This window comes from Bradyrhizobium valentinum (genome assembly GCF_001440405.1).
Lineage (GTDB): Bacteria > Pseudomonadota > Alphaproteobacteria > Rhizobiales > Xanthobacteraceae > Bradyrhizobium > Bradyrhizobium valentinum.
The window spans coordinates 1-16,028 of the sequence record NZ_LLXX01000176.1; the positions used below are offsets into that span (position 1 = coordinate 1).

The 16,028-nt window shown below is 58.4% G+C and carries 13 protein-coding genes and 5 pseudogenes; 5 read left to right on the forward strand and 13 right to left on the reverse strand.

Annotation, left to right across the window (positions count from 1 at the left end):
* Nucleotides 1–54: 54 nt before the first annotated feature.
* The 4 genes and pseudogenes from CP49_RS43635 to CP49_RS31895 form a co-directional block, all read right to left on the reverse strand.
* A pseudogene (locus tag CP49_RS43635) lies at nucleotides 55–262 on the reverse strand (transposase); the annotation flags it as partial.
* 31 nt (nucleotides 263–293) lie between these two features.
* Complete coding sequence (locus tag CP49_RS31885) at nucleotides 294–893, reverse strand: GNAT family N-acetyltransferase (protein ID WP_082646336.1); 600 nt, start codon at nucleotides 891–893, stop codon at nucleotides 294–296.
* Nucleotides 894–2,457: 1,564 nt separating this feature from the next.
* Complete coding sequence (locus CP49_RS31890) at nucleotides 2,458–3,702, reverse strand: type II toxin-antitoxin system HipA family toxin (protein WP_057854100.1); 1,245 nt, start codon at nucleotides 3,700–3,702, stop codon at nucleotides 2,458–2,460.
* The gene (locus tag CP49_RS31895; protein ID WP_057854146.1) at nucleotides 3,699–4,013 is read right to left on the reverse strand and encodes a helix-turn-helix domain-containing protein; all 315 of its coding nucleotides are present in this window, start codon (nucleotides 4,011–4,013) and stop codon (nucleotides 3,699–3,701) included. Before CP49_RS31895 ends, CP49_RS31890 begins: the two co-directional genes overlap by 4 nt.
* Before the next feature lie 351 nt (nucleotides 4,014–4,364).
* Between CP49_RS31895 and CP49_RS31900 the strand changes: the two genes are divergently transcribed.
* Nucleotides 4,365–5,762, forward strand: coding sequence for an IS1380 family transposase (locus tag CP49_RS31900; RefSeq protein ID WP_057854101.1), 1,398 nt, complete (start codon nucleotides 4,365–4,367; stop codon nucleotides 5,760–5,762).
* A gap of 297 nt (nucleotides 5,763–6,059) precedes the next feature.
* On the opposite strand, the gene CP49_RS31905 is transcribed toward CP49_RS31900, so the two are convergent.
* Entirely contained in the window at nucleotides 6,060–6,392 is a 333-nt protein-coding gene (locus CP49_RS31905; protein WP_057854102.1) for a hypothetical protein, read from the reverse strand.
* 36 nt (nucleotides 6,393–6,428) lie between these two features.
* Here CP49_RS31905 and CP49_RS31910 point away from each other — a divergent pair, with 36 nt between their 5' ends.
* Nucleotides 6,429–6,704 carry a hypothetical protein gene (locus tag CP49_RS31910; RefSeq protein WP_057854103.1) on the forward strand — a complete coding sequence of 92 codons (276 nt, stop codon included), beginning with the start codon at nucleotides 6,429–6,431 and terminating at the stop codon, nucleotides 6,702–6,704.
* A 167-nt stretch (nucleotides 6,705–6,871) separates the two neighbouring features.
* Here the strand turns inward: CP49_RS31910 and CP49_RS31915 are convergent, their stop codons facing one another.
* Entirely contained in the window at nucleotides 6,872–7,153 is a 282-nt protein-coding gene (locus tag CP49_RS31915) for a hypothetical protein (protein ID WP_057854104.1), read from the reverse strand.
* Between the two features lie 359 nt (nucleotides 7,154–7,512).
* On the opposite strand from CP49_RS31915, the pseudogene CP49_RS31925 reads away from it, so the two are divergent.
* Nucleotides 7,513–7,740: pseudogene (locus CP49_RS31925) on the forward strand (IS630 family transposase); the annotation flags it as partial.
* Nucleotides 7,741–7,764: 24 nt separating this feature from the next.
* Here CP49_RS31925 and CP49_RS43640 read toward each other — a convergent pair.
* The 3 genes and pseudogenes from CP49_RS43640 to CP49_RS49045 all read right to left on the reverse strand — a co-directional run bounded on the left by CP49_RS43640 (nucleotide 7,765) and on the right by CP49_RS49045 (nucleotide 10,534).
* The gene (locus CP49_RS43640; RefSeq protein WP_082646341.1) at nucleotides 7,765–9,357 is read right to left on the reverse strand and encodes a carbohydrate porin; all 1,593 of its coding nucleotides are present in this window, start codon (nucleotides 9,355–9,357) and stop codon (nucleotides 7,765–7,767) included.
* 487 nt (nucleotides 9,358–9,844) lie between these two features.
* A pseudogene (locus CP49_RS49475) lies at nucleotides 9,845–10,036 on the reverse strand (isocitrate lyase/phosphoenolpyruvate mutase family protein); the annotation flags it as partial.
* A gap of 372 nt (nucleotides 10,037–10,408) precedes the next feature.
* On the reverse strand, nucleotides 10,409–10,534 hold the full coding sequence (locus CP49_RS49045; protein WP_082646342.1) for a transposase domain-containing protein: 126 nt from the start codon (nucleotides 10,532–10,534) through the stop codon (nucleotides 10,409–10,411).
* A gap of 581 nt (nucleotides 10,535–11,115) precedes the next feature.
* On the opposite strand from CP49_RS49045, the gene CP49_RS31935 reads away from it, so the two are divergent.
* Together CP49_RS31935 and CP49_RS49050 are read left to right on the forward strand one after the other, a co-directional pair.
* The gene (locus CP49_RS31935; protein WP_082646339.1) at nucleotides 11,116–11,640 is read left to right on the forward strand and encodes a hypothetical protein; all 525 of its coding nucleotides are present in this window, start codon (nucleotides 11,116–11,118) and stop codon (nucleotides 11,638–11,640) included.
* A 42-nt stretch (nucleotides 11,641–11,682) separates the two neighbouring features.
* Nucleotides 11,683–11,860: pseudogene (locus CP49_RS49050) on the forward strand (SfnB family sulfur acquisition oxidoreductase); the annotation flags it as partial.
* Nucleotides 11,861–11,917: 57 nt separating this feature from the next.
* Here CP49_RS49050 and hemN read toward each other — a convergent pair.
* From hemN to CP49_RS31955, 4 genes and pseudogenes are all read right to left on the reverse strand, one after another.
* Nucleotides 11,918–13,250: pseudogene (hemN, locus tag CP49_RS31940) on the reverse strand (oxygen-independent coproporphyrinogen III oxidase).
* A gap of 379 nt (nucleotides 13,251–13,629) precedes the next feature.
* Nucleotides 13,630–14,670 carry a hydrogenase expression/formation protein HypE gene (gene hypE / locus CP49_RS31945; protein ID WP_057854107.1) on the reverse strand — a complete coding sequence of 347 codons (1,041 nt, stop codon included), beginning with the start codon at nucleotides 14,668–14,670 and terminating at the stop codon, nucleotides 13,630–13,632.
* On the reverse strand, nucleotides 14,670–15,809 hold the full coding sequence (hypD, locus tag CP49_RS31950; protein ID WP_057854108.1) for a hydrogenase formation protein HypD: 1,140 nt from the start codon (nucleotides 15,807–15,809) through the stop codon (nucleotides 14,670–14,672). The genes hypE and hypD overlap by 1 nt, the downstream gene beginning before the upstream one ends.
* Complete coding sequence (locus tag CP49_RS31955) at nucleotides 15,806–15,994, reverse strand: HypC/HybG/HupF family hydrogenase formation chaperone (protein WP_309142463.1); 189 nt, start codon at nucleotides 15,992–15,994, stop codon at nucleotides 15,806–15,808. The genes hypD and CP49_RS31955 overlap by 4 nt, the downstream gene beginning before the upstream one ends.
* Between the last annotated feature and the right edge of the window lie 34 nt (nucleotides 15,995–16,028).

A 16,028-nucleotide genomic window follows, 5' to 3' on the forward strand; every position in this document is an offset into this window, starting at 1 on the left:
GTCCTTGTTGCACCCGGCAGACGAAGCGCCTTCTTTTGTGACACAGTAAGACTAGAAGGGTTGCAGTACCACCGCTCGAAGCAGCTTCTCTGGTGCGATCAATGGCCGCCCGAAGTCCACGTAAAGCGCCGTGAAAGCCTTCGACACTCAACGCCGCGTTTGCTATTACCCGGATCGTTCGCAGCGGATGATCACCGCGGAGGCGGGCTTCCAAATCCACATAGCTGAATAGCAATCCATACTGCGCGTCAGAGCGGCGCATCTCCATTTCCCGATTCAATCACTCCAGAGAATTATGCCAAACGCCTGCCCGCTAGTGACTTCTTCAACAACCTGTTAGAGCTATCGCGACGTTCGAGAAACGGCCCGCTCGCAAGCCTTCCTGTCCGGACGCCCTGGGAGACTGGCCAGCGTTCGGCGAAAATGCTCTGGCCAAGGCCGTGCAACGGCAACTTGAGGCGTGGGCCGATCTCTGCAAAACCGGCCTTCAAGTAGAAGGCCAAGCTGCGGTTGCGGCTCCACGTCGGCTGCCTCGGCGCCCCCAGTTCAAGCTGACCCCAGCCTTTTACCGTCCCCAGGCTCACGGCAGCCTCAATGAGGCGCATCGCGATCCCAGACGATCGCTGGTCCGGCACCACGTAGAGTTCGGTAATGATGCCGTAGGTTCCGCGCGCAAAAAGGGCCGCGCTTTCCGACAACATGATGATGCCCACAGGACGAGCCTCCGCGAAAGCAAGAAACCCATAGACGCGCTCTTTTATGAGGAGGTCGACAGCAAGCTGGGTATCTAGTCCGGCCTGCACTTGGCCGCCCTCAAGTTCGGCAAGTAGGGCAGCAACCATGTGGGTTACCGTTGTGACGTCATCGACAGACACTTCGCGCGTGGTCACCATGTCACATCCTCGTCCAAGCTCAAGCAACATGCCAGCTAGTTCAGTAGCGGCGCCGGAGGCTGCTGCAGCACCCAGCCCGAGGCTGATACACCCTCTGGTTGAAATTAATATGACGCCTTAGTTCACAATGAGGTGATAAGATGTTCGTGTCGCTCCTGGCCAAAAATATCACAGAAAATCGAAAGATAACCTGTCGACCACATCGTCATGGTCGTCTGGAGCGCTCTCTTCTTTGGACCTGCGTGCCGCCCCCACATCGGGGCCCTCGTGTTCGTGCTGGGACGTCGCAGGAGCGCGGCTGACCGTTTGCGAGCAGCCCCGCGCATGTCGATCTATTCTCCCCCTTCGTGAACAGCTCGAGCGGCTGGCCGACCAGCGGCATCTGGGCAGCGTCAACAAAAGGACGCACACAAGTCATTAACAAGCTCTGCGCGTAACGGAATCACGATGTCGAAGATGTTGTTGCGCATCATGAGCTCCCTGACCGGCATCATTGCTTGATAATCAATCCTCTCAAAGAATTTTCGAATGCGCGAGTCTAAGATGAACCATTTTTCGTTGAGAGGAGATACTCAATTTTTCTTAATTTCGCAGCAGACGCATTGTTTGTTGCCGTGCGGTGACGAACAGCGTGCACGAACTCGTTACCTAACGAATTCGTACCATTCTGCTCCCTGCGTTCGCGATTGCAAGCGAGCGGCTCTCCTGTTCCTCCAACGACAATTGTCTCCATTCTGTCGAAGCGATTTGCGGCCACCTATCGCATGGTCGCTGAAAGCCCTCTCAAATCGTCGCCAGTCCGCGCTTCGCGGCATCATCTATCGTCCACTTGAATCACTTGCGTTTGCGACTTCGTCCGTTTGTTGAAATATTCTTCTAACGCCCGCCGACATCCACAACACGCGCGTCCTGTTGTGCTCAGTCGCCTCGCGAATAATAGAGACATCGCGTTCCGAAATATTATGAATAGACGGCATCGAACAAAAAATATCTCGGTTCGCGCGGGAGCAAGGTCTTCGGCCGTCCTCTGGCGGCCAAATGGTGCAGAAATTCAGCGATTTCCGCCCCTATTGCGCAGGATCAATTAGCCGTAGCCCGAGCGATGCCAATTGATCGGGACGGACTGATACAGCAGGTTTGCGGAAATGCTTGCAGACGGGGAGCCCGCATCTGTTCATCATCTCATGCTCGATACTGTGGTCGTCGGGCGGTCAGCCTGGCCCTTTTCCAGACCTCACGCGATGTCCGGGCTGGAGCCCGGAATGCGTATGATTGTGTTGAAAAAGTCCTTGTTCGCTGATGACTGAAAATTCTCAGGACCGCTGGTGCGTCTATCTCGCTGTGAGATGAGGGACCACATCAATTACCCAAAAACGATCGCTGGCGTTCGTATTGATTCTGCAAAGCCTTGCAGCGGCTGAAATTGCCAATGCGCGACACTTGCGAGAATTTTCGGAGCCCCGCGATTTTCGAGTTTTTCAACACAATCCGTATCAAAGCGGAAGTCTGCGGACCACTCCGGATTTATAGGTTCACGTCCCTGATCCTGCTTGGTCGTTGGGATCTACGGATCGAGAACGTTTGCCATTTCTTCGATATGGGCATCGATCCGGCTGAGGACCTGGGCAGGCACAACATCGCGTTCTGGAAGAACCGACCACTTGTCGCGCACGGTCGCCGCCGTCTCGGCTACGGCTGTCACCACTGCCCCTTCCGGAAGACGACTTCGATTTGCGAAGTTGCGCCAGCGCTCTGGAGTAAGCGCCTTGAACGACTTTTCGCCGGCAAGGCTCAGCGCCATACCGTCCTTTGGGATGTAAGGAACTGTTGAAAGCACGTCGTAGACAGGCGACAGCGTTGGTGTCCGTCCGTCTCCGGGATACAGCAGCGACCAATTCTTGAGATGCATATCACCGTTCCCGGTGACCGCGGTGAGTGCAAGGCGCCGAACAAATTCGATGGCTGAATCAAAGGAGACGCCGCTGTTCAGCGCTGCTGCGATATTATGATAGGCTGCGCCAATGTATTTCTCCGACGGATAGCGGCCAAAGACCTGTGCGAAGTCTTCCATATGGACGCGCGCTCCGTCCGCGCCGCGGTCGAAGCGACGGACAAGCAGCACCTTGCCCGTGGACATGGTGTTGAACTCTTCCGGAATGCCGGCGAACTCCTTCTTGTCGACGAGTTCGCGTGCCGGCACTTCCATCCCCAGCGCTTCCGCCAAGGCGAGAACTGCGAATTCGTTTTCCGAAAGCCCGATGTGAGTGAGCGAGGGAAATTTCGCGATATATTGCCCTTGCTCGCCGTCTACGGCGAGTGTGATCCCACCTTCCTTTCCTGTGTTCTTCATGACGGAAAGCTTCATCTGCACACCGGCAAGCGAAAATCGCGCCTTTTTATTGCCCTCCGCTTCTGGACCAGTTGGAATGGGGATACCATCACTCGGCAAAGCGCATACCGCTCCTGGCAGGTTGATCCCCAGCGCAGCCAAGAGATCGAAGTCGTTTCCTGGTCTTACTGACGCCGCGTGGTGCTTTTCCATCGCCTCGCGCAGTTTCTCTTCGGGCAGCAGGTTCGCAAAGAACGGTGGCAGCGCGCCGCGTATTGGTTTTGGATCCCGGCGGAGGCTGCCGTTCGCTGAGCGAAGCGACAGGCTGAAGATTGGCGGGTTGTTTAAGTTCCGGTAAGCGGGCAAAAGGTTGAACGCATTGTAGTCGCCCGGCGTCCGCACGAGCGTGCCGACTGGAAGATCGTTCAACGAGATATCGAGCGACTGGATGCGCTCTGCCGCGAGAACGGTCGGACTCATGCGCCTTCCTCCTCTTCAACGTCTGACGTGAATGCGGGGCGATCATCATCGTCGGCGGCGGGCTGCAGCATCGACTGAATAGCGGGCACCATCGCCTGCGGGATCAACATCATTTCCATGCCAAGGGCGCGGGCGACGTTGACGAGCGTCGTTGCACGGGCGGCAGCGGCACCGGTTTCAATGTCCCGATAGCGGGGTCTGCTGATGTTCGCCCGAAGGGCGATTTGCTCCTGGGACAAGCCAGCGGCCATGCGCGCCTTTCTAAAGTGCATGCCAAGATCCTTGAGCAAGGGGTCTGGGGCGGAGGTCATGATATGTTCCCGGATCATTTGCCAGTGGGTGATACGTAAACAGATCATTTCGATCGGTCAAGATGAAACGTAAACGAATCTTTCGGGTGGGAAATGATCCGTAAACGTATCTATCGAACAGTTTGGCTTGGGACGGTCAGTTCCCGCAGGTGCTGGCGCTCGGAAGGCGGGTGAAACGAGCCGGCCTCGGTCAATGGCCCGATCTGCCATACTCGCCGCATGCTGCTGCCGCTGATGATCCGGCCCAGCAGGACTAGCCCGCATTTCTCACAGAGTTAGGCGCATCGGGGCGCCGAATCAGCGAAAGTTCTTTTGCGAGAAGGACTTTGCGATGATTCGAGGAGCGCCCCGATGCCGACAGAGTGTAGCGCAGAGCGGTTTGATTTTGGAAGGGTGGAAGGACGCCTCGTGGAAGCGGCCTTTGACGCTGGACTGGTGACGTCGGATGCCGGCGCGCTGCTTCTGGGCGCGGCCGATCGGGCGATCGATCTGGTCGGGCGTTTTGCGGATTGCTTTCGCGATCATCGCCGGCAGGACCTGATCGAGCACACGGTGGCGACACTGATCGGGCAGCGGGTGTTTGGCATCGCGCTCGGCTATGAAGATCTCAACGACCATGATGAACTGCGGCACGATCCGCTGATGGCGGTGCTTTCGGACAAGCTTTCGGCGCGGCGCGAGGACTGCGCGCCGGTGGCCGGCAAGTCGACGCTCAACCGGCTGGAACTGAGCCGGGAGGAGCCTTCGCGCTATCACAAGATCGCCTATGACGCGGCGGCAATCGAGGCGCTGCCGGTGACGCTGTTCCTGGAGGCGCACCAGCGGCCGCCGGAGCAGATCGTCCTCGATCTCGACGCCACCGACGATCCGCTGCACGGGCATCAGGAGGGGCGCTTCTTCCACGGCTACTACGACTGCTACTGCTATCTGCCGCTGTACGTGTTCTGCGGCCGGCATCTGTTGGCGGCCAAGCTGCGGCCCTCCGACATCGATGCCAGTGCGGGCAGCGTGGATGAGGTTGCGCGGATCGTTCGGCAAATCCGTGCCCGCTGGCCGTTCGTGCGCATCCTGCTGCGAGCCGACAGTGGCTTTGCGCGCGCGGCGCTGATGGCGTGGTGCGAGGACAACCGCGTAGATTACCTGTTCGGGCTCGCCCGCAACATCCGCCTGGTCGCCATGATCGAAGAGGAGCTTGCCGCGGCGAGAGCCGCGGCCGAGAAGACCGGCCGCCCGGCGCGCCGCTTCAAGGACTTCCAGTGGACGACGCTTGATAGCTGGAGCCAGGAGCGCCGCGTCGTCGCCAAGGCGGAGTGGACGCACGGCGAGGCCAATCCGCGCTTCGTCGTCACCTCGCTCAAGCGCAGCGAGGCGGGCGCGCGGCAGCTCTATGAGGACATCTACTGCGCGCGCGGCGACATGGAGAACCGCATCAAGGAATGCCAGCTCGACCTCTACGCCGACCGCACATCGGCTCAGACCATGCGCGCCAACCAACTGCGGCTGTGGTTCGCCTCGATGGCCTATGTGCTGATCTGCGCGCTGCGGCGCATCGGCCTTGCTGAAACCGCCTTTGCGGACGCCACCTGCGGCACCATCCGCCTCAAGCTCCTGAAAATCGGTGCACTGGTGCGCATCTCCTGCCGCCGCATCAAAATTGCCATGGCCTCGGCCTGCCCAGCCGCCGAACAATGGGGCCGCGCCGCCCGCAGCCTGGCCGAAGCCGCCAAGGCCCGCGGCTCGCCGGCCTGACACGCGCCGCCGCAACGCGCCCAATCCGCGGCATCATCAACAAGGCCCAACGGAGACACACAAAGCCATCTCGACGCCAGCGTCTTCGGCGCCACGGTCCTCGTCGCCTTCGCGCCGACCCACCAATGCCCATCGCAAAATCAATCGGCCCCGTGAGAAATGCGGGCTAGCGACCCTCAGGAATACCGTCATACGGTCATGGAATTCCGGTGCCCTGAGGTGGCGCTGTCATCGCTTGACTCGGGCCTCCGCGGGAAGGACCTGAGGTGCCACTACCACTTCGGCTCATCGCACAGCTCACTTGCCCCGCGCCCGGTCGATCTGCTGTTGCACCCAGCCATCAAATTCAGAAAGCGCTTCGGTGATAGCGTCATCCAAATAATCCATCTGCCGGTTGAGATCATCATGCGCCGCGGCTGCGCGCAGCCAATTCGTCTCCGTTCCGATGAGATTCGCCTTCTGCCGCCACTTAACAATGGGCACAGTCGAGTACCGTCGCTTCCACGTCGCCATGAGACGCGTTTTATGGCCCTGCATGAACGGCGCGTCCCATGGAATCCAAATGTTCTCGCCACCCTTCTTCCGAAGCGCGGAATTATGATCGTATGCAAATTGGAGATTTTCCAGCATCGCAGCCGGCGGTGTCTCCCATCAAGATCACGACTGATGAAATTGAAGTGCTTTTCGATGCGTCCGATCCGCTGCATCAGTTCGGTCTTGAGCGACATTCCCAACGTGGCGCAATCCGACGTGATACAGTTCATTACGATAGGCATGCGCTATCGCAATGAAGCGTCTTTCATCCTCCGTGATTGCATCGACATGCCTCATTACGGCCAGCTTCGGCTCGAAGTAATTACCCGTCGCCTCGCGACGCATCTTGGGACTAAGCGGAGTCTTATCTTTTCCGGCGCCGTGGGCAGCGTATTGCACGATCGGTGAATGAGCAATTCCGTGGCGTTATCGATCAGGATCAGCGCGAAGCGGCTGTGGATCGGCTGATCGACGGCAATCTCCGCAACCGCCATGTCCAACTGTTCGATGATAGTCGAAAAGAATTTCACAGGCTCTCGACCCTCGTATCCGTTGGCGCCGTGCGATAGGCGACACTACCGCTTTCCAAAACGACGCATCAAAAGTACGAGACATTGCTGCATGGTTTGCTCCTCCTTGATGTAGACGCTTGGCGAGGCCAGTCCCGGCAGGTCCGGATCGCTGACTGTCATAGAGAGACAAAGCTTGTCGGGGCGTGGAATCAGCTTGGACGCTTCCCGCTCCAACTCATCGACCCATTTCGCCGTCTTCGCAAACTCCGCCGCGAAATTGTGCAGCAGGCGTGTCGCGTTTTCGAGAAGTCCGGCGGATTGTGCTGCGGCTTCGCGCGGTGTCATCCCGTTGAGGCTTGAGTGCGGCGTCTCTATCCAATTCGAATGTGCTCGCCCATCGGTGCGTTTGACAGGGGCATGATCGTGTTCAACCGCTCCAAACGCTTCAGCCGTTCGGCTTCTTCTGCTTCAACATTGCGCTGCGCGGCTCGTGCTTCGTGAGTGGCACGCATTGCCTGAATCGCACCGCGGACCGGCAAGCCAAGATCTTCGGCTTCCTCCTCGCGTTGATCTTTGAGAACCGCACGCGTGGTCGCGAGGGCTTTTCTCAACGTTCGCCGCCCGGCAGCCCCTCTATGGCGATTTGCTTCAAGGATCGCTCGCCATCCGAACTGTGCTCCGACCGACAAGACGTCGAAGCCCTGTCATGGATCAATCAGGTCGAGCGCTGGTTCGCTGAACTCACCAGAAAGCAGATCCAGCGAGGTGTCCACACCTCCGTCAGGCAGCTCGAGGCCGACAGCCGTACCTTCATCGACCAGCACAACAAATATCAGAAGCCCTTCAAATGGACCAAGTCGGCGTACCAGATTTTGGCTTCCGTCAAACGCTTCTGCCACAAAGCCCAGGAGACTTTATGTGGCGAACTTTAGAGTCACGTGACTAGCCTTGAGGACTTAGAAGAATATCGAGGTAGACACCAACAAATTCAGAGCATGTCCCGTTTGGCGCGTGTGTGTAATGCTCGTCGGGTTGTTGATGTATGCCAGTCCTACACTTGCATATATCCCGGGTGCCAGATGCGCGGTATAGGTGCCCAAGATCGCTGTGCTGTCGCGATGCACGAGATTCCCTTTAGCCAAGGCAGCGTCCACTGCAAAGTTGCTCCAGACGGTGTTAGTGGCAACAATAGCAATCTGATCACTGGGCCGGCTGTCAAACAGTCCCTTCGCATAGAGACGAAGCTCGTAATATTGGCTGACTTTATTTAGGTCAGGTGGAGCGTACATTACAGAGAAACCACCATAGATACCACGATATGCCGAGCCCTGGACATCAGACTGCCAGAGTTGCCTGTCCGCTGCGACGTAGTAGACGCTGTTCGCGTCGGCTCTCGATTGCTGCGGATACTGCAAGTTCTTGTAGGTGCTGTTATTGAAACCGGCGCCCGCCCGCAACCAGGTCTCGGGTAAGCCCGGAGCAGCTTTGTTCTTGTAGCCAATTTCATCAAGCAAAAGAATGCCCGCGTTGGCCGTGCTCCAGCTTAAGCCGGTGGGATTTTCGGTGATCTGCGCATACTGACCGTCTGGACTGATTGAGCGCTGGATTGAGACCTTGTCATATAGGTGATCATCAAAATTGTACTTCACGTTGAGAGCTGGCGTAGGCGCGGCATTGTTGCTCATGCCAGCTTGATACAAAATATTCGACGAGGGGGCCAAAACGCTTGCTCCTGCGTTCCCTCCGACCAATGTGCCTGCGAACTCATTTACATTTCTGAGGTAACCCATTTTGAGTTCGAGTTTCCTGTCGAAAAACGTCTGGTAATAGGCCAATGTATTGAGACCCACTCTATCTGGCCCTCCGGGTTTCCATGTCCAGTACTGCTGCTCGGCTCCCACGACGATCTGACCATCGGGAATTCCAAAGCGGCTGAGATCGTAGGTCACAATCATGAAATTTACGGTACTAAATGTCGAATTCTGGCCCATATATAGCTGATTGGCGGTGGTGGCACTGGCTGCATTTGGCAGTTGATTGTCTACGAGACTGATTACTGTCCCGCCAACGTAGCCGATCCCGACCTCTGCCAGCGCGGATCTAACGCCGCCTTTATCGTGATCTATCGTATCGGCAGGACCAGGGATATTGAGCCACATACCTTTTTCGCGGAGGTTCTCGAACTTTGCGAATGGGTCGATCTCCTTTTGAGTTCTGTTTTTAGCAATTTCATCCGCACTGTCGCGCTTTGCGGAAGGCAAACTGGCAGTTTGTGCTAGCGCCGGAGTTACCGACCGGAAGCGTTGCTCGTTTGAGCCGGCGGCCTCGGAATTTTGTGACCGAATCGGACTCCCTCTCAATTCTTCTTTTAGCAACCTCATCTGGAATGTCGCGTTTTGGCTTAGGCCCATGGCAGTCTGTGCCAGCGCCGAACTGCCGACGAGGCTCGCTGCCAGGGAGAGTGCGATAACAAGCCCTCTTTGCTTCGTACTTGATCGAAAGCTGAAAACGCGTGCCGCAGCCGTCGCCAGGACAAAGTAACCATGCATAGTGAACTCCGCGTCCGTATTGCTAGTCTTGAATGGATTGCGCTCCGGCCTGATTGGCTCGGAGCTGACCCCCAACCTTCTAATGTCTGAAGGCTCCGGGGCTGATGCTTGGCTGCAATCGGCCCGTCTATCTCAGCGATACCCGCTGAGCCTTCCCGACCTCGTCACCGGCCGGCACGCTATTGGCTTGATCGGAACGCACGTGTCGAGCACGCCATACCGCGGCCAAGCTAATCGACTGTTCCAACGCAGTTCTGTTGCGCTGCCTCGGTGTCGACGGCGGCCGGCTTTATTCGGTGCCTTCGCTCGGCGAGATAGTGGCGACGGGCGGACGGCGCCTCGGTGTCCTCGCCACCAATACACTGCGAACGATCCGCCTCTTCCACCAGAAGCATGAGGATTTCGGCCGTGCAGCATTCTGATCGGAGAAGACGTCTTCTTCGAGAAGATAGTAGTCATCAGAAAGCAGGGCTCGCGCGCCAAGGACGACGCGTTGGCTCCATGATGCTTCACTGGCATCGCGGTAGCCGAGAGACGAGGCAACTGACAGGCCCGAAGCCGAGAGACCGTTGAAACCTGTGCGCTCGGCGATCGCGCCAGAAGGTCCATCATGGGCTTGCATAAGAAAGGAGAAATCGCGGTTGGAGCCGATTTGATGGCCGCAGATGCGTTGGCACATCCATCAGGGCCGTTGGAGCGGCCAGTTCTATATTGCATCCCAGTTCCTTGACGTGTGACCCGCGCGACCTTCATTAACCGCCGATTGCCACGTGTCCGTCATCTCCTCCAACTGCTAACGTTAGTAGTTGACTGGATCGCAAGCCGTTGCCTGTCGATGCAGGGATCGTGGCTGTTTCGCTGCTCGGGGTGAGGCCCCTCGGCGACTAGACGAACTCTGGCGACGCTGGCATCGGTCCAGTGGAAATCGGGCGTCGGTCACTCGTGAGCGCTGCAGCCGCTCAGTTCTTTACGCGCCCATCTCTCGGCGGAAACGCAGTTAAACCGCGATTTGTTGATCTGCATCATTAGCGTCGTTCTCAAGCGACGGCTTTTAGGGATTGCCCGGATCGGCCCAGGGAAGAAGTTGGCCGAGTTCATCGTTCGGGTGACCATTGACCATCATCCTCAGGATGTCGGTGACGTAGGCGAGAGGACCGACGTCATTGATCTTGCAGATTTATGCCGACCGCCGGACTCGCCGAACGGTTTGTTTTCCCCAAGATTTTTATGTGCAATTGGGCTCGACATAGTTGGCGTTGTGCTCCGTATTCGACTGCGCAGGCCAGGATAGCTTGAAGAGTATTTTGGGCACGAGCCGACTATTCCGGCGCGTGAAGAGTGGACCCACGGGCAGCTCGTAGAGCTCTAAGTGGCGCGTCTCGTCAAGGGATGGGGCTACGGCAAGTGGCGATGCCTAGCTCGATACGAGCCTGAAAGATAATTCAGGAAATAACGACTGGCTCGCATTCGGTGCCGGCAAATGGAAGATTGCTCGCAGGCTTTTTCTGAATGCGAGGAAATGCTGCGCCATGGCCGATGAAGACGAGAACTATTGCTTTGCGGTGGCGCTATGATGTAGGAGCCGGCCATGCGCAAAAAGTGTTACATCGAACCGATCATAGGACTGGATGACCAATCGATGAGGGCAACGTTGCGGATAACGATTTGTCGATGGTCGCGGCTCGCTGCAGCTCTTGACCATCGTGTCATAGCGCGTCAACGAGAAAAGCCAACACAGACCCGGACATCGAGCGAGGGATGATGGAGATGATGGATCAAACGGCCGGTTCGGACTTGCCGCCGGTATTGCACACGTCGTCGAGACGCGTTTCGTGGCTTTTAGTACTCGTAGTTGTCCTCGTTGGCCTGTGCGCTGCAGGAGCCTATTTTTGGACCAACGTCGGACAATTTGTCGAGACGTTGGCGGCCGCCCGTGAAGTCGCCCCAATGCCAGGCTTGTCACCGGAGGACCGGGCGGCCCTGTCGGAGATTCAGTCGGGACAACAGAAGGCTCGCGACGAGTTCGCTAAACTCAACCGCAGCATCAGTGCCCAGCTGGCCGATTTAACACGAATCTCAGATCAAATCGCAGCGCTGACTTTACGAATCGACTCATTGCAGAATCCGGCACCCACGGCTTCTCCTCCTCATGTTCCTCGTCCGACGCCTGGCCATGCCGTGTCAGAGCCGGCCAAGACACTCGTGCGCTCGCCGAAACCACAAGGGCCGGTTTCCGTCGGGGGCGCGCCACTGGTCTCGGGACCGAAGCCGGACGAGCCTTGATGACATCCCAGAGTGCTACAGTCTAGTCCAGCCCGCCAGCTGCTCGACGCGGTTGATCGTTTCTTGCAAAGCTGGGCCTGCCGGGCGATTACGGTGCCCAAAGCATACGGCAGTGCCGGGGTCTCCAACGTGACGCTCGCCGAGCGGCGTCGCCATCGTTGCCGCAGCCGACAGCAGTCTGGATCAGATTCCACAGAACTATTTCTACATGGTCGAGGCGCCGTCCTGTTAGCGACGAGCGGTGATGCTTTTGGATCCGCTCACGCTGCTTGTTGTGCTAATAGGGTGAACGGTTGAGATAAGCGTCGAATGCGGCAGCAACAGCGCGAATCACAAAGCGGTGCTCCTGCCTCACGCGGATGAAACCCTTTTCGATGTCGACTACCCCGTCCTCGGCGAGCATCGACAAGCGTTCAGCTGAATCGAGAAAAGGGATCGCATAAACTCCGTGGGCGGCACAGATTGCCGGCACGTCGGCCTCCAGATCGCACATCAGCCGCTCGATGATCGCGGCTCGGACGCGGTCTTTATCGGTGAGACGGTAGCCTTTTGACGTCGCCAGACGGCCAGCTCTGATGTGCCGGCTGTAGGAGCCTGTTGCAACATCGTTCTGGACGTAACCGTCGCCGAGACGGCCGATGGCCGACGTGCCGAAGCCGATCAGGGTTTTGCAGGTGTCGGCCGAATAACCCAAGGAGTTACGCCGCAGGCGACCGGCTTTCTGCGCCATTGCGAGCTCATCGTCCGGCAAGGCGAAATGGTCGAGCCCGATTTGGTGATAGCCGGCGGCGACAAGCGTATCGGCCACGGCCGCGGCCTGTTCGGCGCGGGCAGCGTTGTCCGGCAGCGCTGCCTCATCGATCAGGCGCTGACGTTTCATATACGAAGGAACGTGCGCGTAGCCGAAAACCGCAAGCCGGTCCGGGCGCATGGCCACCGCCGTCGTCGCGCTCTCGACGCAGTACTGCACCGTCTGATTTGGGAGACCGAAAATGAGGTCGAAGTTGATGCGGCTTATTCCGTGCTGGCGCAGATTTTCGACGGCAGCGGCCGTCTGCGCCTTACTCTGGACCCGGTTGATCGCTTTTGAACAATGGGATCGAAGCTCTGCACGCCGAGGCTCGCGCGGTTCACGCCGGCTGCTCCTAAGGCTTCGGCCGTCTCGACCGTGAACGTGCGCGGTCGATCTCGACGGCGATCGCAGCCGTTTTCCTGAACGCGAAGCGGCGGCGCAGGAGTTCCATCAGGGCCAGGAACTCCGCTGGCTCGATGACGGTCGGCGTTCCGCCGCCGAAGTGCACGTCGCTCACGGGCAGCGCTTGCGGCGCTTGCTCCGCGACCAACCGGATCTCCTCGCGCAGCACCGACAAATAATTGAGGATCGGCGCAACCCGGCGAGTGATGGCCGTAGGGAAGCCGCAATACCAACAGATCGACCGGCAGAACGGAATGTGGAGATAGAGCGACACGGAGTCGTCAGCCGGCAGGCGCCTCAGCCATTTCTCACAATCCTGTGCACCGACAGCCGGGGAGAACTCCGGTACAGTTGGATAGATGGTGTACCAAGGCAGGCGGGCATCGCAATACTTTTTCAGGATTGAGGCCTGCAACGGTTACTATCCCACGCTTATATCAGCATCACCCTAACCGCTGCGCTCCCCTGTGTCTTTGCGCCATATCAATCGGTCCGCTTTAGCCGCGAAATCTGCGTTCCGTCGATGTCCATGCTAAGGAGACCGGTTAGCATGATAGCGGGAGTGATAGCCACTCCCTGACACTCATTTAATGTTTGTGAGAAGAAGGAATTTATCACACAACTGATGTTGAGAGCAGGGCTTGATGTCGAGGATCGACGTGCGCGCCGTTCCGCTTCGAGTCCCATCCCGCATGCTCGGTTTGATTGATGCGCTCGAGGCGAACGAGTGCTTCATGAGGATCGCAGGGCGATCTCGTCAAAGCAACAACGAAATGGCATAAGTGCGATTGCGCTCAACAGATCCGGGGCAATTGTTCGCCCGACAGCCAATCGACAATTCGCCCGCCACCAAAGCTGGTTGACATCTGCACAAACTGATGATTGTCGGCTACGGCCTCGCCGATATCAGCCGCATCGCACCCGAGCGGATGCGCCTTCATGGCTGCAAGCACGGCATCGGCCATGTCAGGCGCCACGATGGCAACGAGCTTGCCCTCGTTGGCGACATGTAGCGGATCAAGCCCAAGGAGTTCGCAGGCGGCGGCAACCGCCGGCTTCACCGGAATGGCCTCTTCCTGCAGATGGAACCCGAGGCCCGACTGATGCGCAATCTCGTTGAGCATCGCCGCAAGACCGCCGCGCGTGGGGTCGCGCATCACCCGGATGCTGCTGCCACCGGCCGCAACCATTAGGGCTACGAGATCATGCAGCGCTGCGGAATCCGAGACGATCTCGGTCTCGAAAGCGAGATTCTGGCGCCTCGACATGATCGCCGTACCATGGTCGCCGAGACTGCCGGAGACCAGCACGCGGTCGCCGACCCTTGCCTTCTCGGCGGAGAGATCGAGCCCATCGGCTACAACCCCGACCCCCGTCGTCGAGATGAACAGGCCGTCCGCCTTCCCGCGCTCGACGACCTTGGTGTCGCCCGTGATGATGTAAACGCCGGCGGCGCGCGCGGCCTCGCCCATCGAATCCGCAATCGTCTTCAAATCCGAAAAGCGGAAGCCCTCCTCGATGATGAAACTTGCCGACAGATAGAGCGGACGCGCGCCGCCCATCGCGACATCATTGATCGTGCCGTGCACCGCGAGCGATCCGATATTGCCGCCGGGAAAGAACAGCGGCGAAATCACATAGCCATCGGTCGTCATCACCATCCTGCCGGCGCCAACATCGAAGGCCGCCTGATCGTTGCCGCGGGCGAGCCATTCATTGCCGAAGGCTTCGTGAAAAAGGCCGGAGATCAGCTGCGCCATGGCGCGTCCCCCGGCGCCATGGGACAGGTCGACCCGTCCGTTCTTGATGTCGAGCTTGCGTTGATAGGCTCTCATCACGCCCGCCTCAACCGATAATCGCGAAACCGTCCATACGTCCAATGCGCGGCACAGGCGCCTTCCGATGAGACCATGCAGGATCCTATCGGGATTTCCGGCGTGCAGACGGTTCCGAACAGCTTGCAGTCAACCGGCCTCTTCACGCCGCGCAGGATGGCCCCGCACTCGCACGCCGGATTATCGGCGACGCGCACTTCGTGCATCGTGAAACGCATCTCGGCGTCGAATTGAGCGTAAGCCTGCTTTAGCTTTAGTCCGCTATGGGGTACGAGCCCGAGCCCGCGCCATTCGAACTGGTCACGCAATTCGAAGATATCCGACACCTCTTCCTGGGCGCGCCGATTGCCTTTCCGCGTCACCGCACGGCTGTATTGGTTCTCCACCTCATGTCGGCCTTCGTTCACCTGCCGCACCAGCATCAGGATCGCCTGCATCATGTCGAGCGGTTCAAATCCCGCGATCACGATCGGCTTGCCGAATTGTTCTGCGAGGACCTCGTAAGGTTCCGTGCCGATGATGGTGCTGACATGCGCAGGCCCGACGAAGCCATCGATTTCGACCCGCCCGATATTGCGGATATCGGGACTCTCGAGAATGCTGTGCATCGCCGAGGGAGTCAGCACGTGGTTGCAGAACACGCTGAAACTCTTCAGCCATTTCTTCTCGGCAAGCCGGATCATCACCGCCGTCGGCGGCGTCGTGGTCTCAAATCCAATGGCAAAAAAGACCACCTCTCGATTCGGCGCCTGTTCGGCGATCCGGATCGCATCGAGCGTCGAGTAGACCATCCGAATGTCGGCGCCGAACGCCTTGGCGCTCAGCAGGGATTTTCCCTGCGAGCCGGGCACGCGCATCAGGTCGCCATAGACACAGAGAGTGACCTCCGGCTGCTCGGCGAGCCTGATCGCCATGTCGATCCGGCTGGCGGGGAGAACACAGACGGGACAACCCGGCCCGTGGATCATGCGAACATTCGCAGGCAGCATATCCTCCAGGCCATAGCGGGAAATTGCATGCGTGTGTCCGCCGCAGAATTCCATGAACCGATATTTCCTTTGCGAATCGGCTTCGGCGCCAATCACACGCGCTAGCCCCCGCGCGATGGTCTTGTCGCGAAATTCGTCGGCATATTTCATGACTGGAGGTCCTGCCCCACGCTGCCCAGCTCCTGTAGGAGCTGCAGCGTGCGCTTGGCTTCCGCCGGGTCAATTCTAGCCAGGGCATAACCGACATGGACAAGGACGTAGTCCCCCACCGCGAGATCGTCGATGAACGCGATCGATATCTCCTTGCTGATGCCGTCGATGGACACGATGGCCATGTCATCAGCAAGAATTTTCGCGACCTCAGCTGGT

Bases quoted from the DNA above. Each gene is read 5' to 3' on its own strand.
- CP49_RS31885 (WP_082646336.1), bottom strand. From the start codon at position 893: ATGGTGACCACGCGCGAAGTGTCTGTCGATGACGTCACAACGGTAACC.
- CP49_RS31890 (WP_057854100.1), bottom strand. From the start codon at position 3,702: ATGAGTCCGACCGTTCTCGCGGCAGAGCGCATCCAGTCGCTCGATATC.
- CP49_RS31895 (WP_057854146.1), bottom strand. From the start codon at position 4,013: ATGACCTCCGCCCCAGACCCCTTGCTCAAGGATCTTGGCATGCACTTT.
- CP49_RS31900 (WP_057854101.1), top strand. From the start codon at position 4,365: ATGCCGACAGAGTGTAGCGCAGAGCGGTTTGATTTTGGAAGGGTGGAA.
- CP49_RS31905 (WP_057854102.1), bottom strand. From the start codon at position 6,392: ATGCTGGAAAATCTCCAATTTGCATACGATCATAATTCCGCGCTTCGG.
- CP49_RS31910 (WP_057854103.1), top strand. From the start codon at position 6,429: ATGAAATTGAAGTGCTTTTCGATGCGTCCGATCCGCTGCATCAGTTCG.
- CP49_RS31915 (WP_057854104.1), bottom strand. From the start codon at position 7,153: ATGACACCGCGCGAAGCCGCAGCACAATCCGCCGGACTTCTCGAAAAC.
- CP49_RS43640 (WP_082646341.1), bottom strand. From the start codon at position 9,357: ATGCATGGTTACTTTGTCCTGGCGACGGCTGCGGCACGCGTTTTCAGC.
- CP49_RS31935 (WP_082646339.1), top strand. From the start codon at position 11,116: ATGATGGAGATGATGGATCAAACGGCCGGTTCGGACTTGCCGCCGGTA.
- hypE (WP_057854107.1), bottom strand. From the start codon at position 14,670: ATGAGAGCCTATCAACGCAAGCTCGACATCAAGAACGGACGGGTCGAC.
- hypD (WP_057854108.1), bottom strand. From the start codon at position 15,809: ATGAAATATGCCGACGAATTTCGCGACAAGACCATCGCGCGGGGGCTA.
- CP49_RS31955 (WP_309142463.1), bottom strand. From the start codon at position 15,994: ATGGCCATCGTGTCCATCGACGGCATCAGCAAGGAGATATCGATCGCG.